Below are 24,368 nucleotides of genomic sequence, written 5' to 3' on the forward strand. Positions count from 1 at the left end.
CACTGTTGCTGATGGTAGTCATTCGGGTTGTCGCTGAGCGTGTTCAGTCGTTCGGGCGGGGCTGATGACCCCGCAGCCCCTTTGCTCTGCAGCCATCGAGGCATCACCATCTTGAGCAGGCATGATGCCCCAGCCTTCGAGATGCCGCCTCGGCGTTTCGGTCACCCTGCGTGCGTGCTGCTTCCGTGGCTGCAGAGCAAAGGCGTCCGGTGGGGGTGCCTTGTGCCGCTGTCTTCGTTGCCGTGAGTAATCGATCTGGTTCGTCGGAGCCGTCGGCGTGGGAGGACTGGGGGACGGCGGGGCGCCGCGCGGGCCCGAGGGCGGGCGGCGCGGGATCATGGGGGCATGACCGAGGCGCGTCCCGAACAGCACCGGGTGACGATCAGCGACCCGCAGGTGATGCGGGCGCTCGCCCACCCGGCCCGCATGGCGATCATCGAACATCTCAGCGCGGTGGAGGGCGGCGCGACCGCCACCGAGTGCGCCGGCGTCGCCGGCCTGTCGCCGAGCGCCACCAGCTACCACCTGCGGGAGTTGGCGAAGTTCGGCCTGGTCCGCGAGGCGGCCGGCCGGGGTGACGCGCGGGAGCGGGTGTGGCAGGCGGTGAATCCGTCGTACTCGGTCGAGGCCGGGCTGGACGCCGACCCGGAGACGCGCGCCGCCGAGGCGGCGCTGGTCGAGGCGCACCTGGTCCGGGACGCGCAGCGGGTCCGGGACTGGATGCGCCGTGCGCCGGACGAGCCGCGCGAATGGTACGAGGCGACCTGGTTCAGTGACAGCGTGCTGCTGGTGACCGCCGAGGAGTTGGCCGAGCTGAACGAGGCGGTCCGGGCGCTGACGTCGCCGTACCGGCAGCGGAGCCGGACCGATCCGCCGGCGGGGGCACGCAAGGTGGCGGTGCAGTACCGGGCGATGCCCATCGACTGAGGTGGGTTGCGCGCGCCAGTTGTGAAGGATTATTTTCGAAGTATGTCCTTCACAACTGGCTCCTCGCGCTGGCCGGACGTCTGGCTCGCCGCCACCGCCCGAGGCGTCTCCAGCTGCGGGGACTTCCTCGCGGCCACCGCGCTGACGCTCGCGCTCCAGTCCGCCGGCGCGGGCGGCCTCGCCGTCTCCGGGCTGCTGCTCGCCGCGACGCTGCCGCTCGTCGCGCTCGCCCCGCTGACCGGGCGCCTCGCCGACCGGGTGGACAGCCGGACCCTGCTGGTCGTCGCCGGCCTGGCCCAGTCCGCGATCTGCGCGGCGCTGGCGTACGCGACGACGCCGGCCCTGGTCCTCGCGCTGGTGGCGCTGCTGGCGACCGGGCTCGCGGTCACCCAGCCGGTGCTCGCCGCGCTGGTGCCGGTCATGGTCCGGGCCGAGGACCTGCCCCGGGCCGGCGCGCTCAACCAGACCGCCGGCACCCTGGGCGCGCTCGCCGGACCCGCGCTGGCCGGGCTGCTCGTCGGGCAGTACGGCACCCGGGTGCCGCTGCTCGTGGACGCGGTCAGCTACCTCGCGCTGGTGGTGGCCGCGCTGCTCATCCGTACCCGACGGGGTGGCCGGGCCACGGCGGCGGCCGGCGTCGCCGTGGCCACGCCCGCCTGGCGACTGCGTCGCGACCCGATGCTGCTGGTCATGGTCGGCAGCGTGGCCGCGGTGGTCGGCGCGGTGGGGGCGATCAACGTGATCGAGGTCTTCTTCATCCGCGAGACGCTGAACAGCTCCACCACCGTGTACGGCCTGGTCACCGGTGCCTGGACGGCCGGCATCGTGCTCGGCGCCTGGCTGTTCGCCCGGGTGGCCCGCCGGCTCGCGGACGACGGCGCGCTGCTCGGGGCCGGGCTGGTGCTGCTCGGCGGCTGCTGCCTGGCGGTGCTCGTCTCGGCGGCGGTGCCGACGGCGTGGCTGCTCGTGCCGATCTGGCTGGTGGGGGGCACCGCCAACGGCGGCGACAACGTCTTCAACAACCTGCTGCTGGCCCGGCGGGTGCCGGAGGCGGCCCGGGGGCGGGCGTTCGCGGTCTTCGGGGCGGCGGTGCAGGGCGCCGCGATGGGCGGCTACCTGGTGGGCGGCCTGCTGCTGGCGGTGGCCGACCCCCGGCCGCTGGTCGTCGGCTGCGGGGTGGTCGGCCTGCTGGTCGTGGCGGCGCTGGCCGGGCCGGTCCGCCGCGCGGTACGCGCCGAACGCACCGTCGTGCGGGATGGGCCACTCCCGGGGCTCCCTGCGGGGCGGGGAGCCGCGGGCGGGGATACGGTCGGGTCATGGCCGACCGCATCGCCCGCCCCCGGGTGGGGCACATCCAGTTCCTCAACTGCCTCCCGATCTACTGGGGGCTGATGCGGTCCGGCGCGCTGCTCGACGTCGACCTGCACAAGGACTCACCGGACCGGCTGAGCGCCGACCTGGTCCGTGGCGACCTCGACATCGGCCCGATCACGCTCGTGGAGTTCCTGAAGCACGCCGACGAGCTGCTGCTCCTGCCCGACCTGGCGGTCGGCAGCGACGGCCCGGTGCTCTCGGTCAACGTGGTCTCCACCCGGCCGCTGACCGAGCTGGACGGCGGCAAGGTGGCGCTGGGCTCCACCTCGCGTACCGGGGTGCTGCTGGCCCAGGTGCTGCTCGCCGAGCGGTACGGGGTGCGTCCGGAGTACTTCCGCTGCCCGCCCGACCTGACCCAGATGCTGCTGGAGGCCGACGCCGGCGTGCTGATCGGCGACGTGGCGCTGCGCGCGCTCTACGAGGCGCCCGGCAAGGGCCTCGCGGTGACCGACCTCGGGCAGGCGTGGCACGAGTGGACCGGAATGCCGATGGTGTTCGCCGTCTGGGCGGTCCGCCGCGACTTCGCCGCCGCCCACCCGGGGCTGGTCAAGGAGGTGCACGAGGCGTTCCTGCGCTCGCGTGACCTCTGCCTGGCCGAGCTGGACCAGGTGGCCGAGGCGGCGGCCCGCTGGGAGCCGTTCGACGCGGCGACGCTGGCGACCTACTTCCGCACGCTCGACTTCTCGCTGGGCGAGCGGCAGGTGGCCGGGCTGCGCGAGTTCGCCCGCCGCGCCGCCGCGTACGGGGAGGTGCCGGCGCTGCCGCCGGGCGGCCCGGAGTTCTTCCACCGCTGACCGGGGGCGGCGGTCAGCGCCGCCGCGCCGGGATCAGGTCGGCTCGCGCAGCAGCGCCTCGGTGATCTGCTCGCACGCCTTCATGCCGTAGTCCCACCCGCCGACGCTGAACGGGCTCTTGACCATCACGCCCATCGTCCAGGTGTCGCCGATCGCCAGGCAGTTGACGTGGTACTCCTGTTCCTTCTGCCGGTCGATCCAGCCGTTCTTGATGGCGATCTTCTTCTGCTCGGCGGCCGGGAACGCCTTGCGGATGCCGAAGTCGCCGGAGCCGCGCACCAGGCGCATCTCGTTGAGCAGCCACGTGGTCCACTTCGGCCCGGCCGCCCGGCCGTCGTCGATGCAGAGGCCGAGCCGGGCGGTGTCCCGCGGGGACAGCAGCGTCCGGCTCCAGCCGCCGTCGGCGGCGACCTTGCTGTCGGTCAGCTTGCAGATCGAGATCAGCCGCTTGATCGAGGCGGCGCTGCCCACGCTCTCGTAGAACTCCTGGGCGCGGGTGTTGTCGCTGTCGCGGATGATCCGCGTGGCGTCGTCGAGTTTGGCGTCGCTCGGGGTCTTTCCCGCCTCGGCGCTGCGGCGCAGATAGTCGGCGACCACCCAGGACTTGATCAGGGATGCGGTGGTGCTGGTCTCGCCCATGTTCTTCGAGCCGATGATCCGGCCGGTCCGCTTGTCCAGCACGGACCAGGCGTACCAGCCCTTGAGGTCGAGGTCGTCGAGGTTCCTGGCCTGGAACGGCAGCGGCTCCAGCGACGGCGACGGGGCCGGCGCCGGCCGGTCGTTACGGTCGGTGGGCTGCGTGGTGGACCGCTCACCCGCCACGTCGGGGTGCGTGGCGGCGGTCGGCCGCAGTGGTGAGCCGGGGACCAGCCGGAGCGAGAGGACCAGCAGGCCGACCAGGGCAACCGCCACCGCGCTGAACGCCAGCGGGCGGCGGTGACTGCCGGGCCGTCGCCGGGCGCCCGCCATCAGAGCTTCCCGATCGGCTGCTGCGGCACCTTGAGCGCGGCGCCGGGCTGCGGGGTGACGAGCTGCGTGGCGACGCTCGCACAGAGCTTCGACCCGTACCACAGGCCGACGGCGCCCGGATAGCGCATCATCACCGCGAGGCTCCACTTGTCGGTGACCGCCAGGCAGTTGACGTGCCAGTTGCCGTCGTAGGCGAGCCGGGTCCAGCCGTTCTTGATGCTCACCGGACCCTGGGCCTTGATCGAGGCGGGCAGGCCGTCGATGATGCCCCACTTGCCGCCGCCGGACTTCTCCTGCTGGCTCTTGATGCTGCCCCGGACGTTGGCCATCTCGTTCATGACCCACTTCGTCCACTTCGGCCCGGCGGCCTTGCCGTCGGCGATGCAGTCGCCGAGCCGGACCGCGTCCCGGGGGGACATCTCGGTGAAGCTCCACCAACCCAGGTACGCGGGCACGGTGCCGGCCCTGGTGTCGGTCAGGCCGCAGATCTTGACGGCCCGCTGGAGCACCGGGTTCAGCTTGTTGCCCGGTTGCTTCTGGTAGGAACCGCCGGCCGCCCGGTAGACCCGGTTCGCCCCGTCGTCGTTGCTGTCCCGGATGGCCACGCTCGCCGCCTTCTTGAGCTCGGCGGAGGGCTCCTTGTCGCCGAGTTGGCGCAGGTAGTCGGAGACGATCCAGGTCTTGAGCATCGACTCGGTGGAGCTGGTCCGGTTCATGTTCTTCGCGCCGGTGACGGTGCCGGTGGTGCGGTCCATCAGTGCCCAGGAGAAGAAGTCGCCTCGGAAATCCACCGAGACCGGGGCGTCGGCGAGTGTCGGGGACGGGGGCGCGCTCGGGGCGGGCGCCGGCACCTGCTCGGTGCCGCCGCCGAAGCCGCCGAGGCTGCTCGGGCCGTCTCCGCCGGAGAGCTGGGCGTACGCGGCGGGCACCAGCATGCCGCCGCCGACGAGCACTGCCACGACGGCGAGCACCATGGTCACGCGAGGTCGCATGAGTGGGTGAACTCCAGATGTATGGCCGGGGGGACCGGCTTCCGCATGTGTTCGGCGCGATGACCACGAGGCCGGGGGACGGTGGCCTGAAAGGTGGCGATCAACGGCAGCCGATCGGTGTGCCGGGGGAAGTCTACTTCCGGACTGGCATTCCGCCAGATCCCGACACCCGGCGACTCGCCGGGTGGGCGGGATATTGAGCAGATATGCGGCTCCTGGGGGGTTTCGTTTCCGGCAAGTGGTCGACGTCACAAACGTTTTCCCAGCTCAGGGGTGACCACCTTCGGCTTCCGCGTGGCCACCGGAGGTGATTGCGGAATCCTGTTACACCCTCTGGTGTCATGCGTCGCGAGCTGTAACACTGGCCTCATGTATGGCAACGACTTCGCCCCGCCCGAGGACGCTCCGGGCGGCGGCCTGCTCGGCGAGGTGGAAGCCGCGGAGGCGGCGCTGCGCGAGGCCGCGGCGCGGGCCCGCCGGGGCGGCCCCGGGCCGGACGAGGATTTCGAGGCGTACTTCGCCGACGTGATCGACGCCGACCAGAAGATCGAACCCCGGGACTGGATGCCCGAGGCGTACCGGAAGACGCTGATCCGGCAGATCGCCCAGCACGCCCACTCCGAGATCATCGGCATGCAGCCGGAGGGGAACTGGATCAGCCGGGCCCCCTCGCTCAAGCGCAAGGCCATCCTGCTGGCCAAGGTGCAGGACGAGGCCGGCCACGGGCTCTACCTGTACGCGGCGGCCGAGACGCTCGGCATCAGCCGTGACGAGCTGGTGGAGCTGCTGCTCGACGGCCGGCAGAAGTACAGCTCGATCTTCAACTACCCGACGCTGACCTGGGCCGACGTGGGCGCCATCGGCTGGCTGGTGGACGGCGCGGCGATCGTCAACCAGGTGCCGCTGTGCCGCTGCTCCTACGGCCCGTACGCCCGCGCCATGATCCGGGTCTGCAAGGAGGAGTCGTTCCACCAGCGTCAGGGCTACGAGATCCTGCACACGCTGGCACACGGCACCGAAGCCCAGAAGGCGATGGCCCAGGACGCGCTGGACCGCTGGTGGTACCCGTCGCTGGCGATGTTCGGCCCGCCGGACGGCGACTCCACGCACAGCGCGCAGTCCATGGCCTGGAAGATCAAGCGCTTCTCCAACGACGAGCTGCGCCAGCGCTTCGTCGACATGTGCGTCGGCCAGGCTGAGGTGCTCGGCCTGACCATCCCCGACCCGGGCCTGCGCTGGAACGACGAGCGGCAGGCGTACGACTACACCCAGCCCGACTACGCCGAGCTGATGCGGGTCATCAAGGGCGACGGGCCGTGCAACCGGGAGCGGATGGCGCACCGGCAGCGGGCCCACGCCGACGGCGCGTGGGTACGGGAGGCCGCCGCGGCGTACGCCGCGAAGCGGGTGGAGCGGAAGGAACCGGTGGCGGCATGAGTAGTCAGTCCTCGCCCCTGTGGGAGGTGTTCGTGCGGGCCCGGCGCGGCCTGTCGCACACCCACGTCGGCAGCCTGCACGCCCCCGACGCCGAGTTGGCGCTGCGCAACGCCCGCGACCTCTACACCCGCCGGCAGGAGGGCGTCTCGATCTGGGTGGTGCCGGCCGGCGCGATCACCGCGTCCAGCCCGGACGAGAAGGACGCGTTCTTCGACCCGGCGGCCGACAAGGTCTACCGCCACCCGACGTTCTACGAGGTGCCGGACGGGGTGGCCCACCTGTGAGCGGCGTCTTCGACTTCACGCTCGCCCTCGGCGACGACGCGCTCGTCGCGGCGCAGCGGCTCGGCGAGTGGACCACCCGCGCGCCGGAGATGGAAGAGGACATCGCGCTGGCCAACATCGCCCTCGACCAGTTGGGCGCGGCCCGGCTGCTGCTCACCTACGCGGGCGAGCTGGAGGGCGCCGGCCGGGACGAGGACGACCTGGCCTACCTGCGCGACGACCGGGAGTTCCGCAACTGCCTGCTGGTCGAGCTGCCCAACGGCGACTTCGGCGTGACCATGGCGAAGCTGTTCTTCCTGGCCGCCTGGCAGCTTCCGCTCTACACCGCGCTGGCCGGCTGCGGCGACGACCGGCTGGCCGCGGTCGGCGCGAAGGCGCGCAAGGAGTCGGCGTACCACCTGGACCACGCCTCGCTCTGGGTGAAGCGGCTCGGTGACGGCACCGACGAGTCGCACCGTCGCATGCAGGACGCGGTCGACCAGGTCTGGCCGTACGTCCACGAGCTGTTCACCAGCGACCCGGCGGCGCCGGTCGACCCGGCCACGCTGCGGGCCGACTTCGACGCCACCGTGGCCGCGGTGCTGGACGAGGCCACGCTGACCCGGCCGGAGACGCGCTGGACGCCCGGCGGGGGCCGGGACGGCGTGCACACCGAGCACCTGTCCTACCTGCTGGCCGAGATGCAGGTGCTGCACCGGGCCCACCCCGGAGCGCGCTGGTGACCGACCCCAGGGCGGCCGTGGCGGCGGTGGTGGACCCGGAGATCCGGGTCATCACCATCGACGAGCTGGGCATCCTGCGCGCGGTCGAGGAGGAGCCGGCCACCGGCCGGGTCGTCGTCACCATCACCCCCACCTACACCGGCTGCCCGGCGATGGACGTGATCCGCGCGGACATCAGCCGCGCGCTCGCCGCCGCCGGGCATCCGGACGCCGAGGTCCGCACCGTCTACGCGCCGGCCTGGTCCACCGACTGGATCTCCGACGCCGGCCGGGCGAAACTGGCCGCCGCCGGCATCGCCCCGCCCGCCCCGCGCGGCGACGACACGGTGGTGCCGCTGACCCTGGCAGTCCGCTGCCCGCGCTGCGGATCACCGGAGACCACGCAGGTCAGCCGGTTCGGCTCCACCGCCTGCAAGGCGCTGTGGCGCTGCCGCTCCTGTGCCGAACCCTTCGACCACCTGAAGGCGCTGTGACTGTCACCATCACCCGGCCGGTCCGCCGCCGGCCGGTCTTCCACCCGCTGCCGGTCGCCGCCGTCGACCGGCTCACCGACGACTCCGTGTCGATCACCTTCGCGGTGCCGGTGGAGCTGCGGGAGACGTTCGCGTTCTCCGCCGGCCAGCACCTCACGGTCCGCCGCCCGGCCGTCGCCGACGACCCGGAGTCCGCGGAGGCGCGGCGGTCGTACTCGATCTGTTCCACCCCGGACGAGCTGGCCCGGCACGGCCGGTTGCGGATCGGGGTGCGCGAGGTCCCGGGCGGCGCGTTCTCCGGGTACGCCTGCGGCGCGCTGCGGGGCGGCGACACCGTCGAGGTGCTGCCGCCGCTCGGCCACTTCACCTCCGCGTTCGCGCCGGACCGGGTCCGCCGGTACGGCGCGGTGGTCGCCGGTTCCGGCATCACGCCGGTGCTCGGCCTGGTCGCGACCGCGCTGGCCGTCGAACCGGCCAGCACCTTCACCCTGGTGTACGGCAACCGCACGGCGAACACGGTGATGTTCGCCGAGGAGCTGGCCGACCTGAAGGACCGCTACCCGACGCGGCTGCACCTGGTGCACGTGCTCAGCCGCGAGATGGGCGAGTCGGCGCTGCTGTCCGGGCGGGTCGACGCGGACCGGCTGACCCGGCTGCTGGACACCGTGGTGCCGGGCGACCAGATCGAGGAGTGGTTCCTCTGCGGCCCGTACGGCATGGTGGTGGACGCCAAGGCGGTGCTGGCCGGGCGCGGCGTGCCCGACGCGTCGGTGCACACCGAGCTGTTCCACGTGGACGCCCCGCCGGAGCCGGTGCGCCGCCCGGTCGAGCAGCCGGGCGCGGGCGCCGAGGTGACGATCGTGCTGGACGGGCGCTCGTCGAGTTTCACCATGCGCCGGGACGAGCGGGTGCTGGACGCCGCGCTGCGGGTGCGGGGCGAGTTGCCGTACGCGTGCAAGGGCGGGGTCTGCTCGACCTGCCGGGCCCGGGTCACCTCCGGTGAGGTGACGATGGCCCGCAACTATGCGCTGGAGCCGGACGAGGTGGCCGCCGGCTACGTCCTGACCTGCCAGTCCAGCCCGGTGACCGAGCAACTGACGGTCGACTACGACGCGTAGACCGGTCCGAGTCGTCATTCCGAGGTCACCGACCGTGACCAGGAGGAAGGAACCATCACGTCGGAGCGATATACCTGTGTGTCATAAAAATGACTCACAGGTATATCGCTTTCATTAGTGCATGCTGCTGGCCTCCGGTTCATGCCATACCTCGTCGAGATACGCCGGCTGGTGATCCCAGTCGTCCTCCCTGAGCTGTCCGACACGACCTGGCGCGATTCGAAAGAACCCCGGCCGGGCCGGTGCCGGCGCACCCTCGCGGGCCTGGGCGACCGGCCGGCGTACCCTCGGGGATGTGACGGCGAACCGGGAGATCGACGACATCCTGCAGCGCGGCGCGGACGGCGGGCGGATCACGCCCGAGGAGGCGCTGCTGCTCTACACCGAGGCGCCCTTCCACGCGCTGGGCGAAGCGGCCGACGCGGTACGGCGGCGCCGGTACCCGGACAACATCGTCACCTACCTGATCGACCGCAACATCAACTACACGAACGTCTGCGTGACGGCGTGCAAGTTCTGCGCGTTCTACCGGGCCCCCAAGCACGCCGAGGGCTGGACCCACCCGACCGAGGAGATCCTGCGCCGCTGCGGCGAGGCGGTCGAGCTGGGCGCCACCCAGGTCATGCTCCAGGGCGGCCACCACCCGGACTACGGCGTGGACTACTACGAGGAGCTGTTCTCCTCGGTCAAGCGGGCCTACCCGCAGCTCGCCATCCACTCGATCGGCCCGAGCGAGATCCTGCACATGGCGAAGGTCTCCGGCGTGAGCCTGGACGAGGCCATCGCCCGGATCAAGGCGGCCGGCCTGGACTCGATCGCCGGCGCCGGCGCCGAGATGCTGCCGGACCGGCCGCGTAAGGCGATCGCGCCGCTGAAGGAGTCGGGCGCGCGTTGGCTCGAGGTGATGGAGCTGGCGCACCGGCAGGGCCTGGAGTCGACCGCGACCATGATGATGGGCACCGGCGAGACCAACGCGGAGCGCATCGAGCACCTGCGGATGATCCGGGACGTGCAGGACCGCACCGGCGGCTTCCGGGCCTTCATCCCGTGGACGTACCAGCCGGAGAACAACCACCTGAAGGGCCGCACCCAGGCCACCGCACTGGAATACCTGCGCCTGGTCGCGGTGGCCCGGCTCTTCTTCGAGACGGTGCCGCACCTCCAGGCCTCCTGGCTGACCACGGGCAAGGACGTCGGGCAGCTCGCGCTGCACATGGGTGTGGACGACCTGGGCTCGATCATGCTGGAGGAGAACGTCATCTCCTCGGCCGGCGCCCGGCACCGGTCCAACCTGCACGAGCTGATCGGCATGATCCGGTCGGCGGACCGGATCCCGGCCCAGCGGGACACGCTCTACCGCCGGCTCGCGGTGCACCACACGCCCGCGGACGACCCGAGCGACGACCGCGTGGTCTCGCACTTCTCCTCGATCGCGCTGCCGGGCGGCGGCGTCGGGAAGTCGTTGCCGCTGGTGGAGGCGAGCTGACCGGTCCACCGTTCGGTCGGTCGGGGGCGTCGTGCGGCCGGGTGTCGTCACGTTTCCGGTGGAGCTTCGGCGTGGCCCTCGACGGGCCTGATCGGGAGCCGCTAACGTCCCCGCTCGACACCGCCCATCCGGGCCGCGAGCTGCCAGGTAACAGGTCGGCGGCGACCCGGGCGAGCGTGGCCACGCTGGTCGTCCTCGCGGCTACGCTGGCGGCGTTCGGTGGACCGTCGTCCTCCATCGGCCCATGAGGGCCGTTCACATAACGCACCGCGGCCAGGGGCGGGATGGGTGACCATCCCGCCCCTGCTGTCGGTCGGGGACGGTGGCAATTCCCACCCGTGGGACGCTGGCGCCGCGCCGCGTCGCTCCGGTACCGTCCGTTCGTTCCGTGCCTGATCGGCACGTCCCTACCCCCGGGGGAACCATGACTTTCCGATACCGATCCACACTGGCGCGTGCCGGTGTGGTGGCGCTGTTCTCCACCGCCGGCCTCGCCGCCGTCGCCGGTCCGGCGCACGCCGCCGACGAGGCCGACCTTCAGCTCGTCCCGCTCAGCTACCAGCTCGCCAAGGGCGTCGACGAGGCCCGGGCCAAGCCGTTCAAGTTTCAGGTGGACAACACCACCGGCGCCGTCGACGCGAAGGGCGTCCGGGTCACGGTGGAGACGAAGGGCCTGAAGGACCGCAAGGTCGGCGTGCTGGTCCCGGAGGGCTGCGAGGTGACCGGCACCTCTTTCACCTGCCTGCTCGGCGACCTCGCCGCGGGCACCACCGAGGACTTCGGCATCCCGCTGTTCTCCACCGGCGGCAAGGGTGCGGCCGGCACGCTGAAGGTCTCCATCAGCGCGGCCACCGCCGACCCCGACCTGGAGAACAACTCGGTCGAGCACGACATCACCGTGACCGCCCCCGGCTACGACCTCACCACCTGGGTGCAGGACGTGTACGCCGACGTGCAGGTCGACGGCGACGATGCCGGCGAGGCGAACCTGCGTCCGGTCCGGCCGGGCGAGACCGCGCCGCTGGACTGGGCTGTCTTCAACGACGGCAGCCGGAAGGCCACCGGCGTCGCGTACGGCATCACGCTGCCGGCCGGCGTCACCTTCGCCGAGCTGCCCGAGGGCTGCGTCGAGCAGGACCTGGGCGGCTTCGCGCAGGCGTACTGCGAGGACCGGGGCGCGGTGCTGGAGCCGGGCCAGTTCTACACCGCCGGCGTGCGGGTGAAGGTCGGCGCGGACGTGACCGAGAAGCTGCTCCGGCCCGGCTTCGTCTTCGCCGCCGGCCTGGACTCCGCATCCGGCGAGCCGGAGGAGGAGCCGCGCGTCGCCAGCTCGGCGCAGCGCCGCGCCTTCTCCGAGGTCGACGACGTCGACAACACCGCCCAGTTCGACGTCTTCGTGGACCCGAACGGGCAGCCGACCCCGACCCCGACGCCGACCGGCACCCCGACCGCCGAGCCGACCCCGAGCGGCGGCGCGACCGCGGTCCCGACCCCGACCACGGGTGGCGGCAGCGGCGGTGGCTCCGGTGACGGCGGCCTGCCGGTGACCGGTATGCAGGTCGGCCTGATCGGCGGCATCGGCGCGCTGGTGCTCGCCGCCGGCGCGGCGCTGATGGTGCTGTCCCGCCGCCGCAAGGTGGTCCTGGTCGCCCCGACCGACGAGCGCACCGGGGACTGAGCCGGACGCTCCGGACACGGCGGGGGCGGGGTGGGCGACCACCTCGCCCCCGCGCCGTACCCGGGTCGGTGCGGCTGGCAGAGTGGAGGGGTGAGCCGTACCCCGCAGGGCCGACGCGCCAGCCTGGAGAAGCAGCCGCACGAGGTCGCCGCCATGTTCGACGGCGTGGCGGCCCGCTACGACCTGACCAACACCGTGCTCTCCTTCGGGCAGGACCGGTCCTGGCGGCGGGCCACCCGGGCGGCGCTCGGGCTGCGCCCCGGCGAGCGGGTGCTGGACGTGGGCGCCGGCACCGGCGTCTCGACCGAGGAGCTGGCCCACTCCGGGGCGTACGCGGTCGGCGCGGACCTGTCGTTGGGCATGCTGCACGCCGGCAAGCGGACCCGCCCGGCGGTGCCGTTGCTGGCCGGCGACGCGCTGCGGCTGCCGTTCGCGGACGCCAGCTTCGACGCGGTGACCATCTCCTTCGCGCTGCGCAACGTGAACGACACCGACGCCGCCCTGCGCGAGCTGGCCCGGGTGACCCGGCCGGGCGGTCGGCTGGTGGTCTGCGAGTTCTCCACCCCGGTCAACCCGGCGTTCCGCACGGTCTACCTGTCGTACCTGATGCGGTCGTTGCCGACGGTGGCGCGCGCGGTCTCCAGCAACCCCGACGCCTACGTCTATCTCGCCGAGTCGATCCGGGCCTGGCCGGACCAGGCGGCGCTGGCGGCGCGCGTCGGCGCGGCCGGCTGGGGTCGGGTGGCGTGGCGGAACCTGACCGGCGGCGTCGTCGCGCTGCACCGGGCCGTCCGGAACTGATCGCCCCCGGCCCCTCGGCGGGGCATTTCGTGAATGTCCGGCTTGAGCCTGATTCCCGCCGTAGGCTCGCGCCCATGACGGGACCCGACCACGCCGCCGCCACCGACGACGACGCCGCCGAACTGATCGCCCAGCTCAAGGAGCTGGCCGGCGCGGATCCCACCGAGGTCCGTCAGGTGGTCGCCGAGGTGCTGGCGGCGCTGGACCGCGCGGCCGGGGGCGCGCTGCGTGACCACCTGCCCGAGACGATCCGGCTCGACGCCGGGTTGGGACCGGCCGCGCCGGCCCGCCCGTGACCGATCTCCGCGCGCTCACCGCGGGTTTCTGCGGAAGTTAGGCCCCCCTCAGCGCATACAGGTGTAACGCCGGTCATAGACTCCAACCCGATCGGCTTGTGAAGCATTTCACGAGCATGCGGGAGGAGGCGCGGATGACCGCGGTGGAGAACGACGCCGACGTCATCGTCGTGGGCGCCGGTCCCGGAGGATCGGCCACGGCATACCACCTGGCGCGGCACGGCGTACGCGTGCTGCTGCTGGAGAAGACGGAGTTCCCCCGGGAGAAGGTCTGCGGTGACGGGCTCACGCCCCGCGCCGTGCGGCAGCTCGTCCGGATGGGTGTGGACACCTCTCCCGAGGCCGGCTGGCTGCACAACAAGGGCCTGCGGGTGATCGGCGGCGGGGTACGCCTGGAGCTGGACTGGCCCGACCTGGCCAGTTTCCCCAACTACGGCCTGGTCCGGACCCGGCTCGACTTCGACGACCTGCTCGCCCAGCGGGCCGTCGCCGCCGGCGCGAAGCTGCGCACCGGCGTCAACGTCCTCGCCCCGGTGCTCGACGCCGACGACCGGGTGACCGGCGTGCAGGCCGAGGTCGGCCCCGACAAGGAGCCGGCCACCTTCCACGCGCCGCTGGTGGTCGCCGCGGACGGCGTCTCCGGCCGGTTCCCGCTCGCGCTCGGCATGGCCAAGCGGGAGGACCGGCCGATCGGGGTGGCGGTCCGTCGCTACTACCGCTCGCCCGCCAAGCACGACGACGACTACCTGGAGTCCTGGCTGGAGCTGCGCGCCAAGGGCAACGACGCGTTGCTGCCCGGCTACGGCTGGATCTTCGGCCTCGGCGACGGCCGGGTGAACGTCGGCCTCGGCGTGCTCAACTCCTCCACGGCGTTCGGCAAGACGAACTACCGCCGGCTGCTCACCGACTGGTTGGCCAACACCCCGGAGGACTGGGGGATGACCGACGAGGCCAACGCGGACGGGCCGATCCTCGGCGCCGCGCTGCCGATGGGCTTCAACCGGGTCCCGCACTACAGCCGCGGCGTGCTGCTGGTCGGCGACTCCGGCGGCATGGTCAACCCGTTCAACGGCGAGGGCATCGCGTACGCGATGGAGTCCGGTGAGCTGGCCGCGGAGGTCGCCGTGCAGGCGCTGGCCCGGCCGGCCGGCGCGGAGCGGGAACGGGCGCTGATGGCGTACCCGCAGGAGCTGAAGGCCCGCTTCGGCGGCTACTACCGGCTCGGCGGGATCTTCGTGAAGCTGATCGGTCGGCCCGAGGTGATGCGGATGGCCACCAAGCACGGCATGCCGCACCCGATGTTGATGCGCTTCGTGCTGAAACTGCTGGCGAACCTGACCGACCCGCGCGGCGGGGACGCGATGGACCGGGTCATCAACGCCATGACGAAGGTGGCCCCGGCCGTGTAAGAGACCACCGGCCCGCGGTCGACCGACCACGGAGCGGAGAGATCGACCCCCGCCGACCGCTGTCGTCAGGGACGTGAATAGTGTGATTTTGGCCAACCACCGAGGTCAGGGAAGGACGAGCAGGGGACAACGATGACGCTCTCTCCTTATGCACCCATCATCGGGCTGTTCGCCCTCGCCGCGGGGTTCGCGCTGTTCTCCGTGGCCGCTGCCCGATTCGCCGGCCCCCGGCGTCTGAACAAGGCCAAGCTCGAGGCGTACGAGTGTGGCATCGAGCCGAGCCCGCAGCCGGTCGGCGGCGGCCGGTTCCCGATCAAGTTCTACCTGACGGCGATGCTCTTCATCGTCTTCGACATCGAGATCATCTTCCTCTACCCCTGGGCGGTCTCCTTCGACGCCCTGCCGATCTTCGGCTTCGTGGAGATGGTCATGTTCATCGTCGCGGTCTTCGTCGCCTACGCCTACGTCTGGCGGCGCGGCGGGCTGGACTGGGACTGAGGAGGTAGCAGATGGGCATCGAGGAGAAGCTTCCCTCCGGCGTCCTGCTCACCAGCGTCGAGAAGCTGGTGAACTGGTCGCGGAAGTCGTCCGTCTGGGGCGCCACCTTCGGTCTGGCCTGCTGCGCCATCGAGATGATGGCCGCCGGTGGCCCGCACTACGACATGGGCCGGTGGGGCATGGAGGTCTTCCGCGCCTCGCCCCGGCAGGCGGACCTGATGATCGTGGCCGGCCGGGTCAGCCAGAAGATGGCCCCGGTGCTGCGGCAGATCTACGACCAGATGGCCGAGCCCCGCTGGGTCATCTCGATGGGCGTCTGCGCCAGCAGCGGCGGCATGTTCAACAACTACGCCATCGTGCAGGGCGTCGACCACGTCGTCCCGGTCGACATGTACCTCCCGGGCTGCCCGCCCCGGCCGGAGATGCTCATCGACGCGGTGCTCAAGCTGCGCGAGAAGATCATGTACGAGCCGCTGGGCCCGAACGGCCGCAAGATGCTGGAGGCCCGCAAGGAGCGCGGTGACGTCCCCGTCGTGCCGTACGGCTCGATGCCGTCGTCGTACCGCAACGACAAGGCCCGGCGTGCCGAGTGGACGAAGGCGGTCCGCGAGGGGCGCGAGGAGCAGTTGCGGATCGAGAACTGGATGAAGGCGCAGAACCACCTCCAGACGCAGGGAGGCCCGAAATGACCTCGCCGAACGACAGGAACAACGACGGCGGGGTCCCGGTGCCGACCACTCCCGCCGGGGCCAGCAGCACCGCGCCGGCGGAGTACCCGCCGGCCAGCCCGGCCGGGCGGGGCATGTTCGGCAACCAGGGCACCGGTGACGTCTCCGGCTACGGCGGCCTGGTCCGCCAGCGCAAGCCGATCGAGGAGGCCACCCGCCCGTACGGGAGCTACTTCGACGAGGTGCGGGACGCGCTGGAGGAGGCGTACCCGGCCTTCGGTGACGCGATCGAGAAGGTCGTCGTCGACCGGGGCGAGCTGACCCTGCACGTCCGCCCGGAGCGGATCGCCGAGGTCTGCCAGGTGATGCGCGACGACCTGTCGCTGCGCTTCGAGCTGCTCTCCTCGGTGTCCGGGGTGGACTACCTGGGCGCCGACGCGCGCCGGCTGCACGTGGTCTACCAGCTCACCTCGATGACCTACCGGCGGCAGGTCCGGCTGGAGGCCGCGGTCTCCGTCGAGGAGCCGCACCTGCCGAGCGTCACCGCCGTCTACCCGACCGCCGACTGGCAGGAGCGGGAGACGTACGACATGTTCGGCATCGTCTTCGACGGCCACCCCAACCTGACCCGGATCCTGATGCCGGACGACTGGGAGGGGCACCCGCAGCGCAAGGACTACCCGCTCGGCGGCATACCCGTCGAGTACAAGGGTGCGGAAATTCCCCCGCCGGACCGTAGGAGGTCCTACCAGTGACCACGTCGAACTACGCGACCGAGCGCGAGACCACCGAGGGCAAGGTCTTCACCGTCACCGGTGGAGACTGGGACCAGGTCGTCTCCGGCACCGACCCGATCAACGACGAGCGGATCGTCGTCAACATGGGTCCGCAGCACCCGTCCACGCACGGCGTGCTCCGGCTGATCCTGGAGCTGGAGGGCGAGACGGTCCGCGAGGCCCGCTCCGTCATCGGCTACCTGCACACCGGCATCGAGAAGAACCTGGAGTACCGCAACTGGGTCCAGGGCTCGACGTTCGTGACCCGGATGGACTACCTCTCGCCGATCTTCAACGAGACGGCGTACGCGCTCGCGGTGGAGAAGCTGCTCGGCGTCACGGACGACGTGACCGAGCGGGCCACCACCATCCGGGTGCTGATGATGGAGCTGAACCGGATCTCCTCGCACCTGGTCTGGCTGGCCACCACCGGCATGGAGCTGGGCGCGATCAACATGATGTTGTACGGCTTCCGCGAGCGGGAGTACATCCTCGACATCTTCGAGACCATCACCGGCCTGCGGATGAACCACGCGTACGTGCGGCCGGGCGGCGTGGCGCAGGACGTGCCGGACGACGCGATCCGCAAGATCCGCGACTTCCTGGTGCTGATGCCGAAGAAGCTCAAGGAGTACGAGAACCTGCTCTCCGGGCAGCCGATCTGGATCGAGCGCACCACGAACGTCGCGGTGCTCGACGTGACCGCCTGCGTGGCGCTCGGCATCACCGGCCCGGTGCTCCGCTCGGCGGGGCTCGCCTGGGACCTGCGCAAGACCATGCCGTACTGCGGGTACGAGACGTACGAGTTCGACGTGCCGACCCACACCGACGGCGACGTGTGGGGCCGCTACCTGGTCCGGCTGGCGGAGATCCGGGAGTCGCTGAAGCTGGTCGAGCAGGCGCTGGACCGGTTGAAGCCGGGTCCGGTGATGGTCTCCGACAAGAAGATCGCCTGGCCGGCGCAGCTCGCCATCGGCGTCGACGGCATGGGCAACTCGCTGGAGCACGTCGCCAAGATCATGGGTCAGTCGATGGAGTCGCTGATCCACCACTTCAAGCTCGTCACCGAGGGCTTCCGGGTCCCGCCCGGCCAGGTCTACGTCGGCATCGAGTCGCCCCGCGGCGAGCTGGGCGTGCACGCGGTCTCCGACGGCGGCACCCGGCCCTACCGGGTGCACTACCGGGAGCCGAGCTTCGTCAACCTCCAGGCCCTCCCGGCGATGGCCGAGGGCGGCCTGATCGCCGACGTGATCGCCGGTGGCGCCTCGCTGGACCCCGTGATGGGTGGTTGTGACAGATGAGTACGACGTTCACTGAGGAGACCCGGCTGCGGGCGCGGGAGATCATCGCCCGGTACCCGGCGGACCGGTCCCGTTCGGCGCTGCTGCCGCTGCTGCACCTGGTGCAGTCCGAGGAGGGGTACGTCTCCCCGGCCGGCGTCGAGTTCTGCGCCGAGGTGCTCGGGCTGAACAAGGCCCAGGTCGGCGCCGTCGCCACCTTCTACACCATGTACAAGCGCAAGCCGACCGGTGACTACCTGGTCAGCGTCTGCACCAACACGATGTGCGACGTGCTGGGCGGCCAGGTGGTCTACGACACGCTCGCCGAGCACCTGGGCGTCGGGCACGAGGAGACCACCGCCGACGGGAAGATCACCCTGGAGCACGCCGAGTGCCTGGCGGCGTGCGACTACGGCCCGGTGATGACCGTCAACTACGACTTCTTCGACAACGTGGAGCCGCAGGGCGCGCTCGGCGTGGTGCAGGAGTTGCAGGCCGGCGGCCGTCCGATGCCGACCCGGGGCGCGCGGCTCTGCACGCTCAAGGAGATGGCGGTCCAGCTCGCCGGCTTCGCCGACGAGCGGGACGGCGCGGTGGCCGACGGCGGGCCGGGCGAGCCGAGCCTGCGCGGCCTGCGTCTGGCCGAGCAGCACGGCATCTCGGTGCCGGGCTTCGACCCGAGGACGCCGATCCGTAGCAAGGCCGAGGCCGACCGGGCCGCCGCCGAGGCGAAGGCGAAGGCCGAGGCCGAGAAGCCGGCCCCCGCGCCGGCCAAGGCACCCGCGCCGGCCAAGGCCGACGCCACGGCCAAGGCGGCGGAGCCGGCCAGGACCGACACCCCGGGCAACGCGGGCGCGGCCGAGCCGGCGACGCCGGAGGCGGCCAGCGGCAGCACCGCGCCGGACGTGAAGGCGCCGGACGACAAGTCGCCGCAGGTGCGTACCGCCGAGACCCGGCAGCCGGACGCGCGGACCCCGGTCGCGGACGCGCCCGGCACCAAGGTCCCGACGGACGGCCCGGCCCCGGCGCCCCGCGACGCGCGGGCGGCGGAGGCGGCCGGCGCGGCGGCGAACCCGCCGGCCGGCGACGGCAAGCCCGCCGGCGACGCGGCCGGCGCCCAGGAGCGCAACCTCAAGGACGCCGAAGCCGGTACGGACGCCGACGGCGCCGACCCGGCGGACGCGAACGGAACGGGGGTCCGGAAGTGACCACTCCTCGGCCGGAGACGCTGGCCAAGCTCACGCCGGTGCTCACCAAGCGCTGGCTGTCGCCGGACGCCTGGCGGCTCGGCACCTACGAGAAGCTGGACGGCTACGCCGCCCTGCGCAAGGCGCTCAAGGCGCACCCGGACGACCTGATCCAGCTCATCAAGGACTCCGGGCTGCGCGGCCGGGGCGGCGCGGGCTTCCCGACCGGGCTCAAGTGGGGCTTCATCCCGCAGGGCGACGGCAAGCCGCACTACCTGGTGGTGAACGCCGACGAGGGCGAGCCGGGCACCTGCAAGGACCTGCCGCTGATGACCCACGACCCGCACTCGCTGGTCGAGGGCGTCATCATCGCCTCGTACGCGATCCGGGCCAACCGGGCCTACATCTACATCCGCGGCGAGGCCGTGCACGCCGCCCGCCGGCTGCGCAGCGCGGTCGCCGAGGCGTACGCCAAGGGCTACCTCGGCCGGAACGTCCTCGGCTCGGGCTTCGACCTGGACCTGGTGGTGCACTCCGGCGCCGGGGCGTACATCTGCGGTGAGGAGACCGCGCTGCTGGACTCGCTGGAGGGCTTCCGGGGCCAGCCCCGGCTGCGCCCGCCGTTCCCGGCGACCCACGGCCTGTACGCCAGCCCGACCGTGGTCAACAACGTCGGCACCATCGCCAGCGTGCCGTACATCGTGCTGGGCGGCGCGGACTGGTGGAAGACCATGGGCACGGAGAAGTCGTCCGGCCCGATGATCTACTCGCTCTCCGGCCGGATCGCCAACCCCGGCCAGTACGAAGCCTCGATGGGCATCACGCTGCGCGAGCTGATCGAGCTGGCCGGCGGCATGCAGCCGGGGCACGAGCTGAAGTTCTGGACGCCGGGCGGCTCGTCGACGCCGCTGCTGACCGCCGAGCACCTGGACGTGCCGCTGGACTTCGAGGGGGTGGCGGCGGCCGGCTCGATCCTGGGCACCACGGCCACCCAGATCTTCTCGGACCAGGACTGCCCGGTGTATGCGACCTACCGGTGGCTGGAGTTCTACCACCACGAGTCGTGCGGCAAGTGCACCCCGTGCCGGGAGGGCAACTACTGGATGGTCCGGGTCTACCGGCGCATCCTGGCCGGCCAGGGCACCCACGAGGACCTGGACACCCTGCTCGACACCTGCGACAACATCCTCGGCCGTTCGTTCTGCGGTCTGGGCGACGGCGCGACCAGCTCGGTGACCTCGTCGCTGAAGTACTTCAAGCAGGACTACCTCGACTACATCGAGGGACGCACCGCACCGAAGCTGTCGGAGAAGACCCTGGTAGGGGCGCACTGATGACGGACGTAGCCAAGCAGACCGAGACCGTCACGCTGACCATCGACGGCGTCGAGGTCACCGCGCCGAAGGGGGCGCTGCTGATCCGGGTCGCCGAGCAGTTGGGCACCGAGATCCCGCGCTTCTGCGACCACCCGCTGCTGGCCCCGGCCGGCGCCTGCCGGCAGTGCCTGGTGGAGGTGGAGGGCCAGCGCAAGCCGGTCGCCTCCTGCACCCAGACCGTCGCCGACGGCATGGTGGTGCGGACCCAGCTCACCTCGCCGGTCGCGAAGAAGGCCCAGGAGGGGGTGATGGAGCTGCTGCTCCTGAACCACCCGCTGGACTGCCCGATGTGCGACAAGGGCGGCGAGTGCCCGCTCCAGAACCAGGCGATGTCCACCGGCCGGACGGACTCGCGCTTCCACGAGCACAAGCGGGAGTACCCGAAGCCGCTGCCGATCAGCACCCAGGTGCTGCTCGACCGCGAGCGCTGCGTGCTCTGCCAGCGGTGCACCCGGTTCTCCGAGGAGATCGCCGGCGACAAGTTCATCGACCTGATGGGACGCTCCTCGCACGAGGAGATCAACATCTACCGGGACGACGCGTACGGCGAGGACGGCGACGAGGGGGACGTCCCCTTCAACTCCTACTTCTCCGGCAACACCGTGCAGATCTGCCCGGTGGGCGCGCTGACCGGCTCGCAGTACCGCTTCCGCTCCCGCCCGTTCGACCTGGTCTCCTCGCCCAGCGTCTGCGAGCACTGCTCGGCCGGCTGCGCGCAGCGCACCGACTGGCGGCGGGGCAAGGTGCTGCGCCGGCTGGCCGGCGACGACCCGGCGGTGAACGAGGAGTGGAACTGCGACAAGGGCCGCTGGGGCTTCCAGTACGCCCGCGCGTTCGACCGCCTCACCACCCCGCTGGTGCGCGACGAGAAGACCGGTGAGCTGCGCGAGGCGTCCTGGAGCGAGGCGTTCACCCGGGCCGCCGAGGGGCTGCGCGCGGCCCGCGACGGCGCGACCGGCACGGCGGTGCTGACCGGCGGCCGGCTCACCGTCGAGGACGCCTACGCGTACGCCAAGTTCGCCCGCGTCGCGTTGCACACCAACGACATCGACTTCCGGGCCCGCCCGGTCTCCCGCGAGGAGGCCGACTTCCTGGCCAGCAACGTCGCCGGGGTCACCGACGTGACCTACGCGGACGTGGAGAACGCGCCCGCCGTGGTGCTGGTCGGCCTGGAGCCGGAGGAGGAGTGCCCGATCCTCTTCCTGCGGCTGCGCAAGGCGTACCTGAAGAAGACGCTCACCGTGTACGCGATCGCGCCGTTCGCGACCCGCGGCCTGGAGAAGCTCGGGGCCAAGCTGGCCCGGGTGGTGCCCGGCGAGGAGGCCAGCGTGCTGGCCGAGCACGCCACGGTGGCCGAGGCGCTGGGGCAGCCGGGCGCGATCCTGATCGTCGGCGAGCGGCTGGGCGCGGTGCCCGGCGGCCTGTCGGCGGCGGCGGACGTGGCCCGGCGTACCGGCGCCCGGCTGGCCTGGGTGCCGCGGCGCGCGGGTGACCGCGGCGCGGTCGACGCGGGCTGCCTGCCGAACCTGCTGCCCGGCGGCCGGGTGGTCACCGAGCCGGCCGCCCGCGCGGAGCTGGGCGAGACGTGGGACCTGCCGGCCGGGGTGATCCCGAGCCAGGCGGGCCGCGACACCGACGGCATCCTCGCCGCGGCGGCCGACGGCAAGCTCGGCGCGCTGGTGGTGGCCGGCGTCGACCCGGCCGATCTGGCCGATCCGCGCCGGGCCGAGGCGGCCCTGGACGCGGTGCCGTTCCTGGTCAGCCTGGAACTGCGGATGAGCGCGGTGGCCCGCCGGGCCGACGTGGTCTTCCCGGTCGCCCCGGTGGTCGAGAAGGCCGGCAGCTTCCTGGACTGGGAGGGCCGGCTGCGGACCTTCGAGCGGGTGCTGGACACCGGCGCGATGACCGACGGCCGGGTGCTGGACGCGATCGCCGCGCAGCTCGACGTGCAGCTCGGCACCGGTGACGTGCTGAGCGTGCGCCGCGAGCTGGGCGCGCTGCCGCGGACCCGCACCGAGCGGCCGTCCGCCCCCTCGGTCGCGCCGGCCACCGTGCCGCAGCCCGGTCCGGGCGAGGCCGTGCTGGCGACCTGGCACCAACTGCTCGACCTGGGCAGCCTCACCGACGGCGACGAGCACCTCGCCGGCACCGCCCGCCTGCCGGTCGTCCGGCTGGGCAAGGGCACCGCCGAGGCGCTCGGCGTGGCCGACGGCGACCCGGTCACGGTCGGCACCGACCGCGGCGCGGTCACCCTGCCGGCGGCGATCACCGAGATGCCGGACGGTGTCGTCTGGTTGCCGACCAACTCACCCGGTTCGACCGTGCGGCGCAGCCTCGGCGCGACGTCCGGTCATGTGGTGACGGTGACCGCGGGCTCCATCGACGGACCGGCCGTTCCGGCCGGACGCGTCGCCGCGGACGCCGCCGCACGGCCGGGTCCGCTCCTCAACGCAGGGGGTGCACACCAGTGAACGCGGTCTACCTCGCGGCGCAGGACCCGACGCTGGCCGACTTCGGCAAGGACCCGTGGTGGCTGGTCCTCGGGAAGATCGTCTTCGCGTTCGCGTTCGGCCTGCTGGCCACGCTGCTCGGCGTCTGGTTCGAGCGGCGGGTGGTCGGCCGGATGGCGGTGCGGCCCGGCCCGAACCAGGTCGGCCCGTTCGGCCTGCTCCAGACGCTCGCGGACGGCCTGAAAATGGCGTTCAAGGAGGACATCCTCCCGCGCGCCGCCGACAAGGTGGTCTTCTTCTTCGCGCCGACCATCTCGGTGATCTCCGCGGTCACCGCGCTGTCGGTGATCCCGTTCGGCCCGAAGGTGAGCATCTTCGGCCACTGGACGCCGCTCCAGGTCACCGACGTGTCGGTGGCGGTGCTGGTGATCCTGGCCTGCTCCTCGATGGGCGTCTACGGGATCGTGCTCGGTGGCTGGGCCTCCGGCTCGACGTACCCGCTGCTCGGCGGTCTCCGCTCCAGCGCCCAGATGATCTCGTACGAGGTCGCCATGGGGCTGAGCATCGTGGCGGTCTTCATGACCGCCGGCACGATGTCGACGAGCGGGATCGTCGCCAAGCAGGCCGACGGCACGCAGCTCAGCATCGGCGGGTTCGACCTGCCCACCCCGGGCTGGTACGCGATCCTGCTGCTGCCCAGCTTCATCATCTTCTTCATCGCCATGGTCGGCGAGACCAACCGGGCCCCGTTCGACCTGCCGGAGGCGGAGTCGGAGCTGGTCGCGGGCTTCATGACGGAGTACAGCTCGCTGAAGTTCGCGCTGTTCATGCTCTCCGAGTACGTCGCCATGGTGACCATGTCCGCGGTCACCACGACGCTGTTCCTCGGTGGCTGGCGGGCCCCCTGGCCGATCACGCTGTGGTCGGGCGCCAACGAGGGTTGGTGGCCGATGCTCTGGTTCTTCGGCAAGGTGATCCTGCTGGTCTTCGTGTTCGTCTGGCTGCGCGGCACGCTGCCGCGGCTCCGGTACGACCAGTTCATGCGCTTCGGTTGGAAGGTACTGCTGCCGATCAACCTGGTCTGGATCCTGGTGCTCGCCGGGCTCCGCTCGATCGAGGACTGGCAGACCCGGGACCGGCTGCTCGTCACCGCGATCGGCGCGGGCGTGCTGCTGCTGGCCACGCTCTTCTGGCCGAGCCGGAAGAAGCAGCCGAAGCCGTCGCCCCAGGATCAGGCGGACAGCCGGCCGTACGGCAGCTTCCCGCTGCCACCGATGGATCTTCAGGTTCCGCCGAGCCCGCGTACCAAGCGCGTGGTCGCCGAGCGGGAGCCGGCCAACGTCGTCGCCGGCTCCGAGTCCAGGGAGGTGTGA

At 71.9% G+C, this 24,368-nt stretch carries 22 protein-coding genes and 1 pseudogene; 21 read left to right on the forward strand and 2 right to left on the reverse strand.

The genetic code is table 11. The features are described from left to right. Positions 1-345: 345 nt before the first annotated feature. The 3 genes from ACLQ2W_RS03825 to ACLQ2W_RS03835 are packed head-to-tail and all read left to right on the forward strand — an operon-like array spanning position 346 to position 3,095. On the forward strand, positions 346-927 hold the full coding sequence (locus ACLQ2W_RS03825; protein ID WP_425785235.1) for an ArsR/SmtB family transcription factor: 582 nt from the start codon (positions 346-348) through the stop codon (positions 925-927). Positions 928-969: 42 nt separating this feature from the next. Beyond that, on the forward strand, positions 970-2,319 hold the full coding sequence (locus ACLQ2W_RS03830; protein WP_425785236.1) for an MFS transporter: 1,350 nt from the start codon (positions 970-972) through the stop codon (positions 2,317-2,319). After that, positions 2,244-3,095, forward strand: a complete 852-nt coding sequence (locus ACLQ2W_RS03835; RefSeq protein WP_425785237.1) for a menaquinone biosynthetic enzyme MqnA/MqnD family protein — start codon at positions 2,244-2,246, stop codon at positions 3,093-3,095. The genes ACLQ2W_RS03830 and ACLQ2W_RS03835 overlap by 76 nt, the downstream gene beginning before the upstream one ends. 33 nt (positions 3,096-3,128) lie before the next feature. Here the strand turns inward: ACLQ2W_RS03835 and ACLQ2W_RS03840 are convergent, their stop codons facing one another. Together ACLQ2W_RS03840 and ACLQ2W_RS03845 are read right to left on the reverse strand one after the other, a co-directional pair. Beyond that, positions 3,129-4,064, reverse strand: coding sequence for a hypothetical protein (locus ACLQ2W_RS03840; RefSeq protein WP_425785238.1), 936 nt, complete (start codon positions 4,062-4,064; stop codon positions 3,129-3,131). Further along, entirely contained in the window at positions 4,064-5,056 is a 993-nt protein-coding gene (locus tag ACLQ2W_RS03845) for a hypothetical protein (RefSeq protein ID WP_425785239.1), read from the reverse strand. Before ACLQ2W_RS03845 ends, ACLQ2W_RS03840 begins: the two co-directional genes overlap by 1 nt. Positions 5,057-5,425: 369 nt before the next feature. On the opposite strand from ACLQ2W_RS03845, the gene paaA reads away from it, so the two are divergent. From paaA to nuoH, 18 genes and pseudogenes are all read left to right on the forward strand, one after another. Further along, positions 5,426-6,493, forward strand: a complete 1,068-nt coding sequence (gene paaA, locus ACLQ2W_RS03850) for a 1,2-phenylacetyl-CoA epoxidase subunit PaaA (protein WP_425785240.1) — start codon at positions 5,426-5,428, stop codon at positions 6,491-6,493. Next, a complete protein-coding gene (gene paaB, locus ACLQ2W_RS03855) occupies positions 6,490-6,777 on the forward strand; it encodes a 1,2-phenylacetyl-CoA epoxidase subunit PaaB (protein WP_405092052.1) in 288 nt (95 codons plus the stop codon). The genes paaA and paaB overlap by 4 nt, the downstream gene beginning before the upstream one ends. After that, entirely contained in the window at positions 6,774-7,499 is a 726-nt protein-coding gene (paaC, locus tag ACLQ2W_RS03860; protein ID WP_405092053.1) for a 1,2-phenylacetyl-CoA epoxidase subunit PaaC, read from the forward strand. The genes paaB and paaC overlap by 4 nt, the downstream gene beginning before the upstream one ends. Then, entirely contained in the window at positions 7,496-7,972 is a 477-nt protein-coding gene (paaD, locus tag ACLQ2W_RS03865) for a 1,2-phenylacetyl-CoA epoxidase subunit PaaD (RefSeq protein WP_425785241.1), read from the forward strand. Before paaC ends, paaD begins: the two co-directional genes overlap by 4 nt. Then, positions 7,969-9,090, forward strand: a complete 1,122-nt coding sequence (gene paaE / locus ACLQ2W_RS03870) for a 1,2-phenylacetyl-CoA epoxidase subunit PaaE (protein ID WP_425785242.1) — start codon at positions 7,969-7,971, stop codon at positions 9,088-9,090. The genes paaD and paaE overlap by 4 nt, the downstream gene beginning before the upstream one ends. A gap of 295 nt (positions 9,091-9,385) precedes the next feature. Beyond that, positions 9,386-10,576, forward strand: coding sequence for a cyclic dehypoxanthinyl futalosine synthase (mqnC, locus tag ACLQ2W_RS03875; RefSeq protein WP_425785243.1), 1,191 nt, complete (start codon positions 9,386-9,388; stop codon positions 10,574-10,576). Between the two features lie 424 nt (positions 10,577-11,000). Further along, on the forward strand, positions 11,001-12,254 hold the full coding sequence (locus ACLQ2W_RS03880) for a cell wall anchor protein (protein ID WP_425785244.1): 1,254 nt from the start codon (positions 11,001-11,003) through the stop codon (positions 12,252-12,254). A 90-nt stretch (positions 12,255-12,344) separates the two neighbouring features. Then, the gene (locus ACLQ2W_RS03885; protein WP_405092059.1) at positions 12,345-13,055 is read left to right on the forward strand and encodes a demethylmenaquinone methyltransferase; all 711 of its coding nucleotides are present in this window, start codon (positions 12,345-12,347) and stop codon (positions 13,053-13,055) included. A gap of 74 nt (positions 13,056-13,129) precedes the next feature. Then, positions 13,130-13,351 (forward strand): hypothetical protein, encoded by a 222-nt coding sequence (locus ACLQ2W_RS03890; protein ID WP_396772119.1) that lies wholly within the window; start codon positions 13,130-13,132, stop codon positions 13,349-13,351. A 134-nt stretch (positions 13,352-13,485) separates the two neighbouring features. Further along, positions 13,486-14,760 carry a geranylgeranyl reductase family protein gene (locus tag ACLQ2W_RS03895; RefSeq protein WP_425785245.1) on the forward strand — a complete coding sequence of 425 codons (1,275 nt, stop codon included), beginning with the start codon at positions 13,486-13,488 and terminating at the stop codon, positions 14,758-14,760. A gap of 132 nt (positions 14,761-14,892) precedes the next feature. After that, positions 14,893-15,258 carry an NADH-quinone oxidoreductase subunit A gene (locus ACLQ2W_RS03900; RefSeq protein WP_089154551.1) on the forward strand — a complete coding sequence of 122 codons (366 nt, stop codon included), beginning with the start codon at positions 14,893-14,895 and terminating at the stop codon, positions 15,256-15,258. 11 nt (positions 15,259-15,269) lie between these two features. Beyond that, the gene (locus ACLQ2W_RS03905; protein WP_091062855.1) at positions 15,270-15,947 is read left to right on the forward strand and encodes a NuoB/complex I 20 kDa subunit family protein; all 678 of its coding nucleotides are present in this window, start codon (positions 15,270-15,272) and stop codon (positions 15,945-15,947) included. After that, positions 15,944-16,681 carry an NADH-quinone oxidoreductase subunit C gene (locus ACLQ2W_RS03910; RefSeq protein ID WP_425785246.1) on the forward strand — a complete coding sequence of 246 codons (738 nt, stop codon included), beginning with the start codon at positions 15,944-15,946 and terminating at the stop codon, positions 16,679-16,681. The genes ACLQ2W_RS03905 and ACLQ2W_RS03910 overlap by 4 nt, the downstream gene beginning before the upstream one ends. Beyond that, positions 16,678-18,003 (forward strand): NADH-quinone oxidoreductase subunit D, encoded by a 1,326-nt coding sequence (locus ACLQ2W_RS03915; protein WP_425785247.1) that lies wholly within the window; start codon positions 16,678-16,680, stop codon positions 18,001-18,003. Before ACLQ2W_RS03910 ends, ACLQ2W_RS03915 begins: the two co-directional genes overlap by 4 nt. Continuing rightward, positions 18,000-18,884, forward strand: a pseudogene (nuoE, locus tag ACLQ2W_RS03920) (NADH-quinone oxidoreductase subunit NuoE); the annotation flags it as partial. The gene ACLQ2W_RS03915 and the pseudogene nuoE, both read left to right, overlap by 4 nt. A 302-nt stretch (positions 18,885-19,186) precedes the next feature. Further along, entirely contained in the window at positions 19,187-20,503 is a 1,317-nt protein-coding gene (gene nuoF / locus ACLQ2W_RS03925) for an NADH-quinone oxidoreductase subunit NuoF (protein ID WP_281943604.1), read from the forward strand. Further along, on the forward strand, positions 20,503-23,016 hold the full coding sequence (locus ACLQ2W_RS03930) for an NADH-quinone oxidoreductase subunit G (protein ID WP_425785248.1): 2,514 nt from the start codon (positions 20,503-20,505) through the stop codon (positions 23,014-23,016). The genes nuoF and ACLQ2W_RS03930 overlap by 1 nt, the downstream gene beginning before the upstream one ends. Continuing rightward, complete coding sequence (gene nuoH, locus ACLQ2W_RS03935; protein ID WP_425785249.1) at positions 23,013-24,368, forward strand: NADH-quinone oxidoreductase subunit NuoH; 1,356 nt, start codon at positions 23,013-23,015, stop codon at positions 24,366-24,368. The genes ACLQ2W_RS03930 and nuoH overlap by 4 nt, the downstream gene beginning before the upstream one ends.

This window comes from Micromonospora sp. DT227, from assembly GCF_049841835.1.
Lineage (GTDB): Bacteria > Actinomycetota > Actinomycetes > Mycobacteriales > Micromonosporaceae > Micromonospora.

Bases quoted from the DNA above. Each gene is read 5' to 3' on its own strand.
- ACLQ2W_RS03825 (WP_425785235.1), top strand. From the start codon at position 346: ATGACCGAGGCGCGTCCCGAACAGCACCGGGTGACGATCAGCGACCCG.
- ACLQ2W_RS03830 (WP_425785236.1), top strand. From the start codon at position 970: ATGTCCTTCACAACTGGCTCCTCGCGCTGGCCGGACGTCTGGCTCGCC.
- ACLQ2W_RS03835 (WP_425785237.1), top strand. From the start codon at position 2,244: ATGGCCGACCGCATCGCCCGCCCCCGGGTGGGGCACATCCAGTTCCTC.
- ACLQ2W_RS03840 (WP_425785238.1), bottom strand. From the start codon at position 4,064: ATGGCGGGCGCCCGGCGACGGCCCGGCAGTCACCGCCGCCCGCTGGCG.
- ACLQ2W_RS03845 (WP_425785239.1), bottom strand. From the start codon at position 5,056: ATGCGACCTCGCGTGACCATGGTGCTCGCCGTCGTGGCAGTGCTCGTC.
- paaA (WP_425785240.1), top strand. From the start codon at position 5,426: ATGTATGGCAACGACTTCGCCCCGCCCGAGGACGCTCCGGGCGGCGGC.
- paaB (WP_405092052.1), top strand. From the start codon at position 6,490: ATGAGTAGTCAGTCCTCGCCCCTGTGGGAGGTGTTCGTGCGGGCCCGG.
- ACLQ2W_RS03880 (WP_425785244.1), top strand. From the start codon at position 11,001: ATGACTTTCCGATACCGATCCACACTGGCGCGTGCCGGTGTGGTGGCG.
- ACLQ2W_RS03890 (WP_396772119.1), top strand. From the start codon at position 13,130: ATGACGGGACCCGACCACGCCGCCGCCACCGACGACGACGCCGCCGAA.
- ACLQ2W_RS03895 (WP_425785245.1), top strand. From the start codon at position 13,486: ATGACCGCGGTGGAGAACGACGCCGACGTCATCGTCGTGGGCGCCGGT.
- ACLQ2W_RS03900 (WP_089154551.1), top strand. From the start codon at position 14,893: ATGACGCTCTCTCCTTATGCACCCATCATCGGGCTGTTCGCCCTCGCC.
- ACLQ2W_RS03905 (WP_091062855.1), top strand. From the start codon at position 15,270: ATGGGCATCGAGGAGAAGCTTCCCTCCGGCGTCCTGCTCACCAGCGTC.
- ACLQ2W_RS03910 (WP_425785246.1), top strand. From the start codon at position 15,944: ATGACCTCGCCGAACGACAGGAACAACGACGGCGGGGTCCCGGTGCCG.
- ACLQ2W_RS03930 (WP_425785248.1), top strand. From the start codon at position 20,503: ATGACGGACGTAGCCAAGCAGACCGAGACCGTCACGCTGACCATCGAC.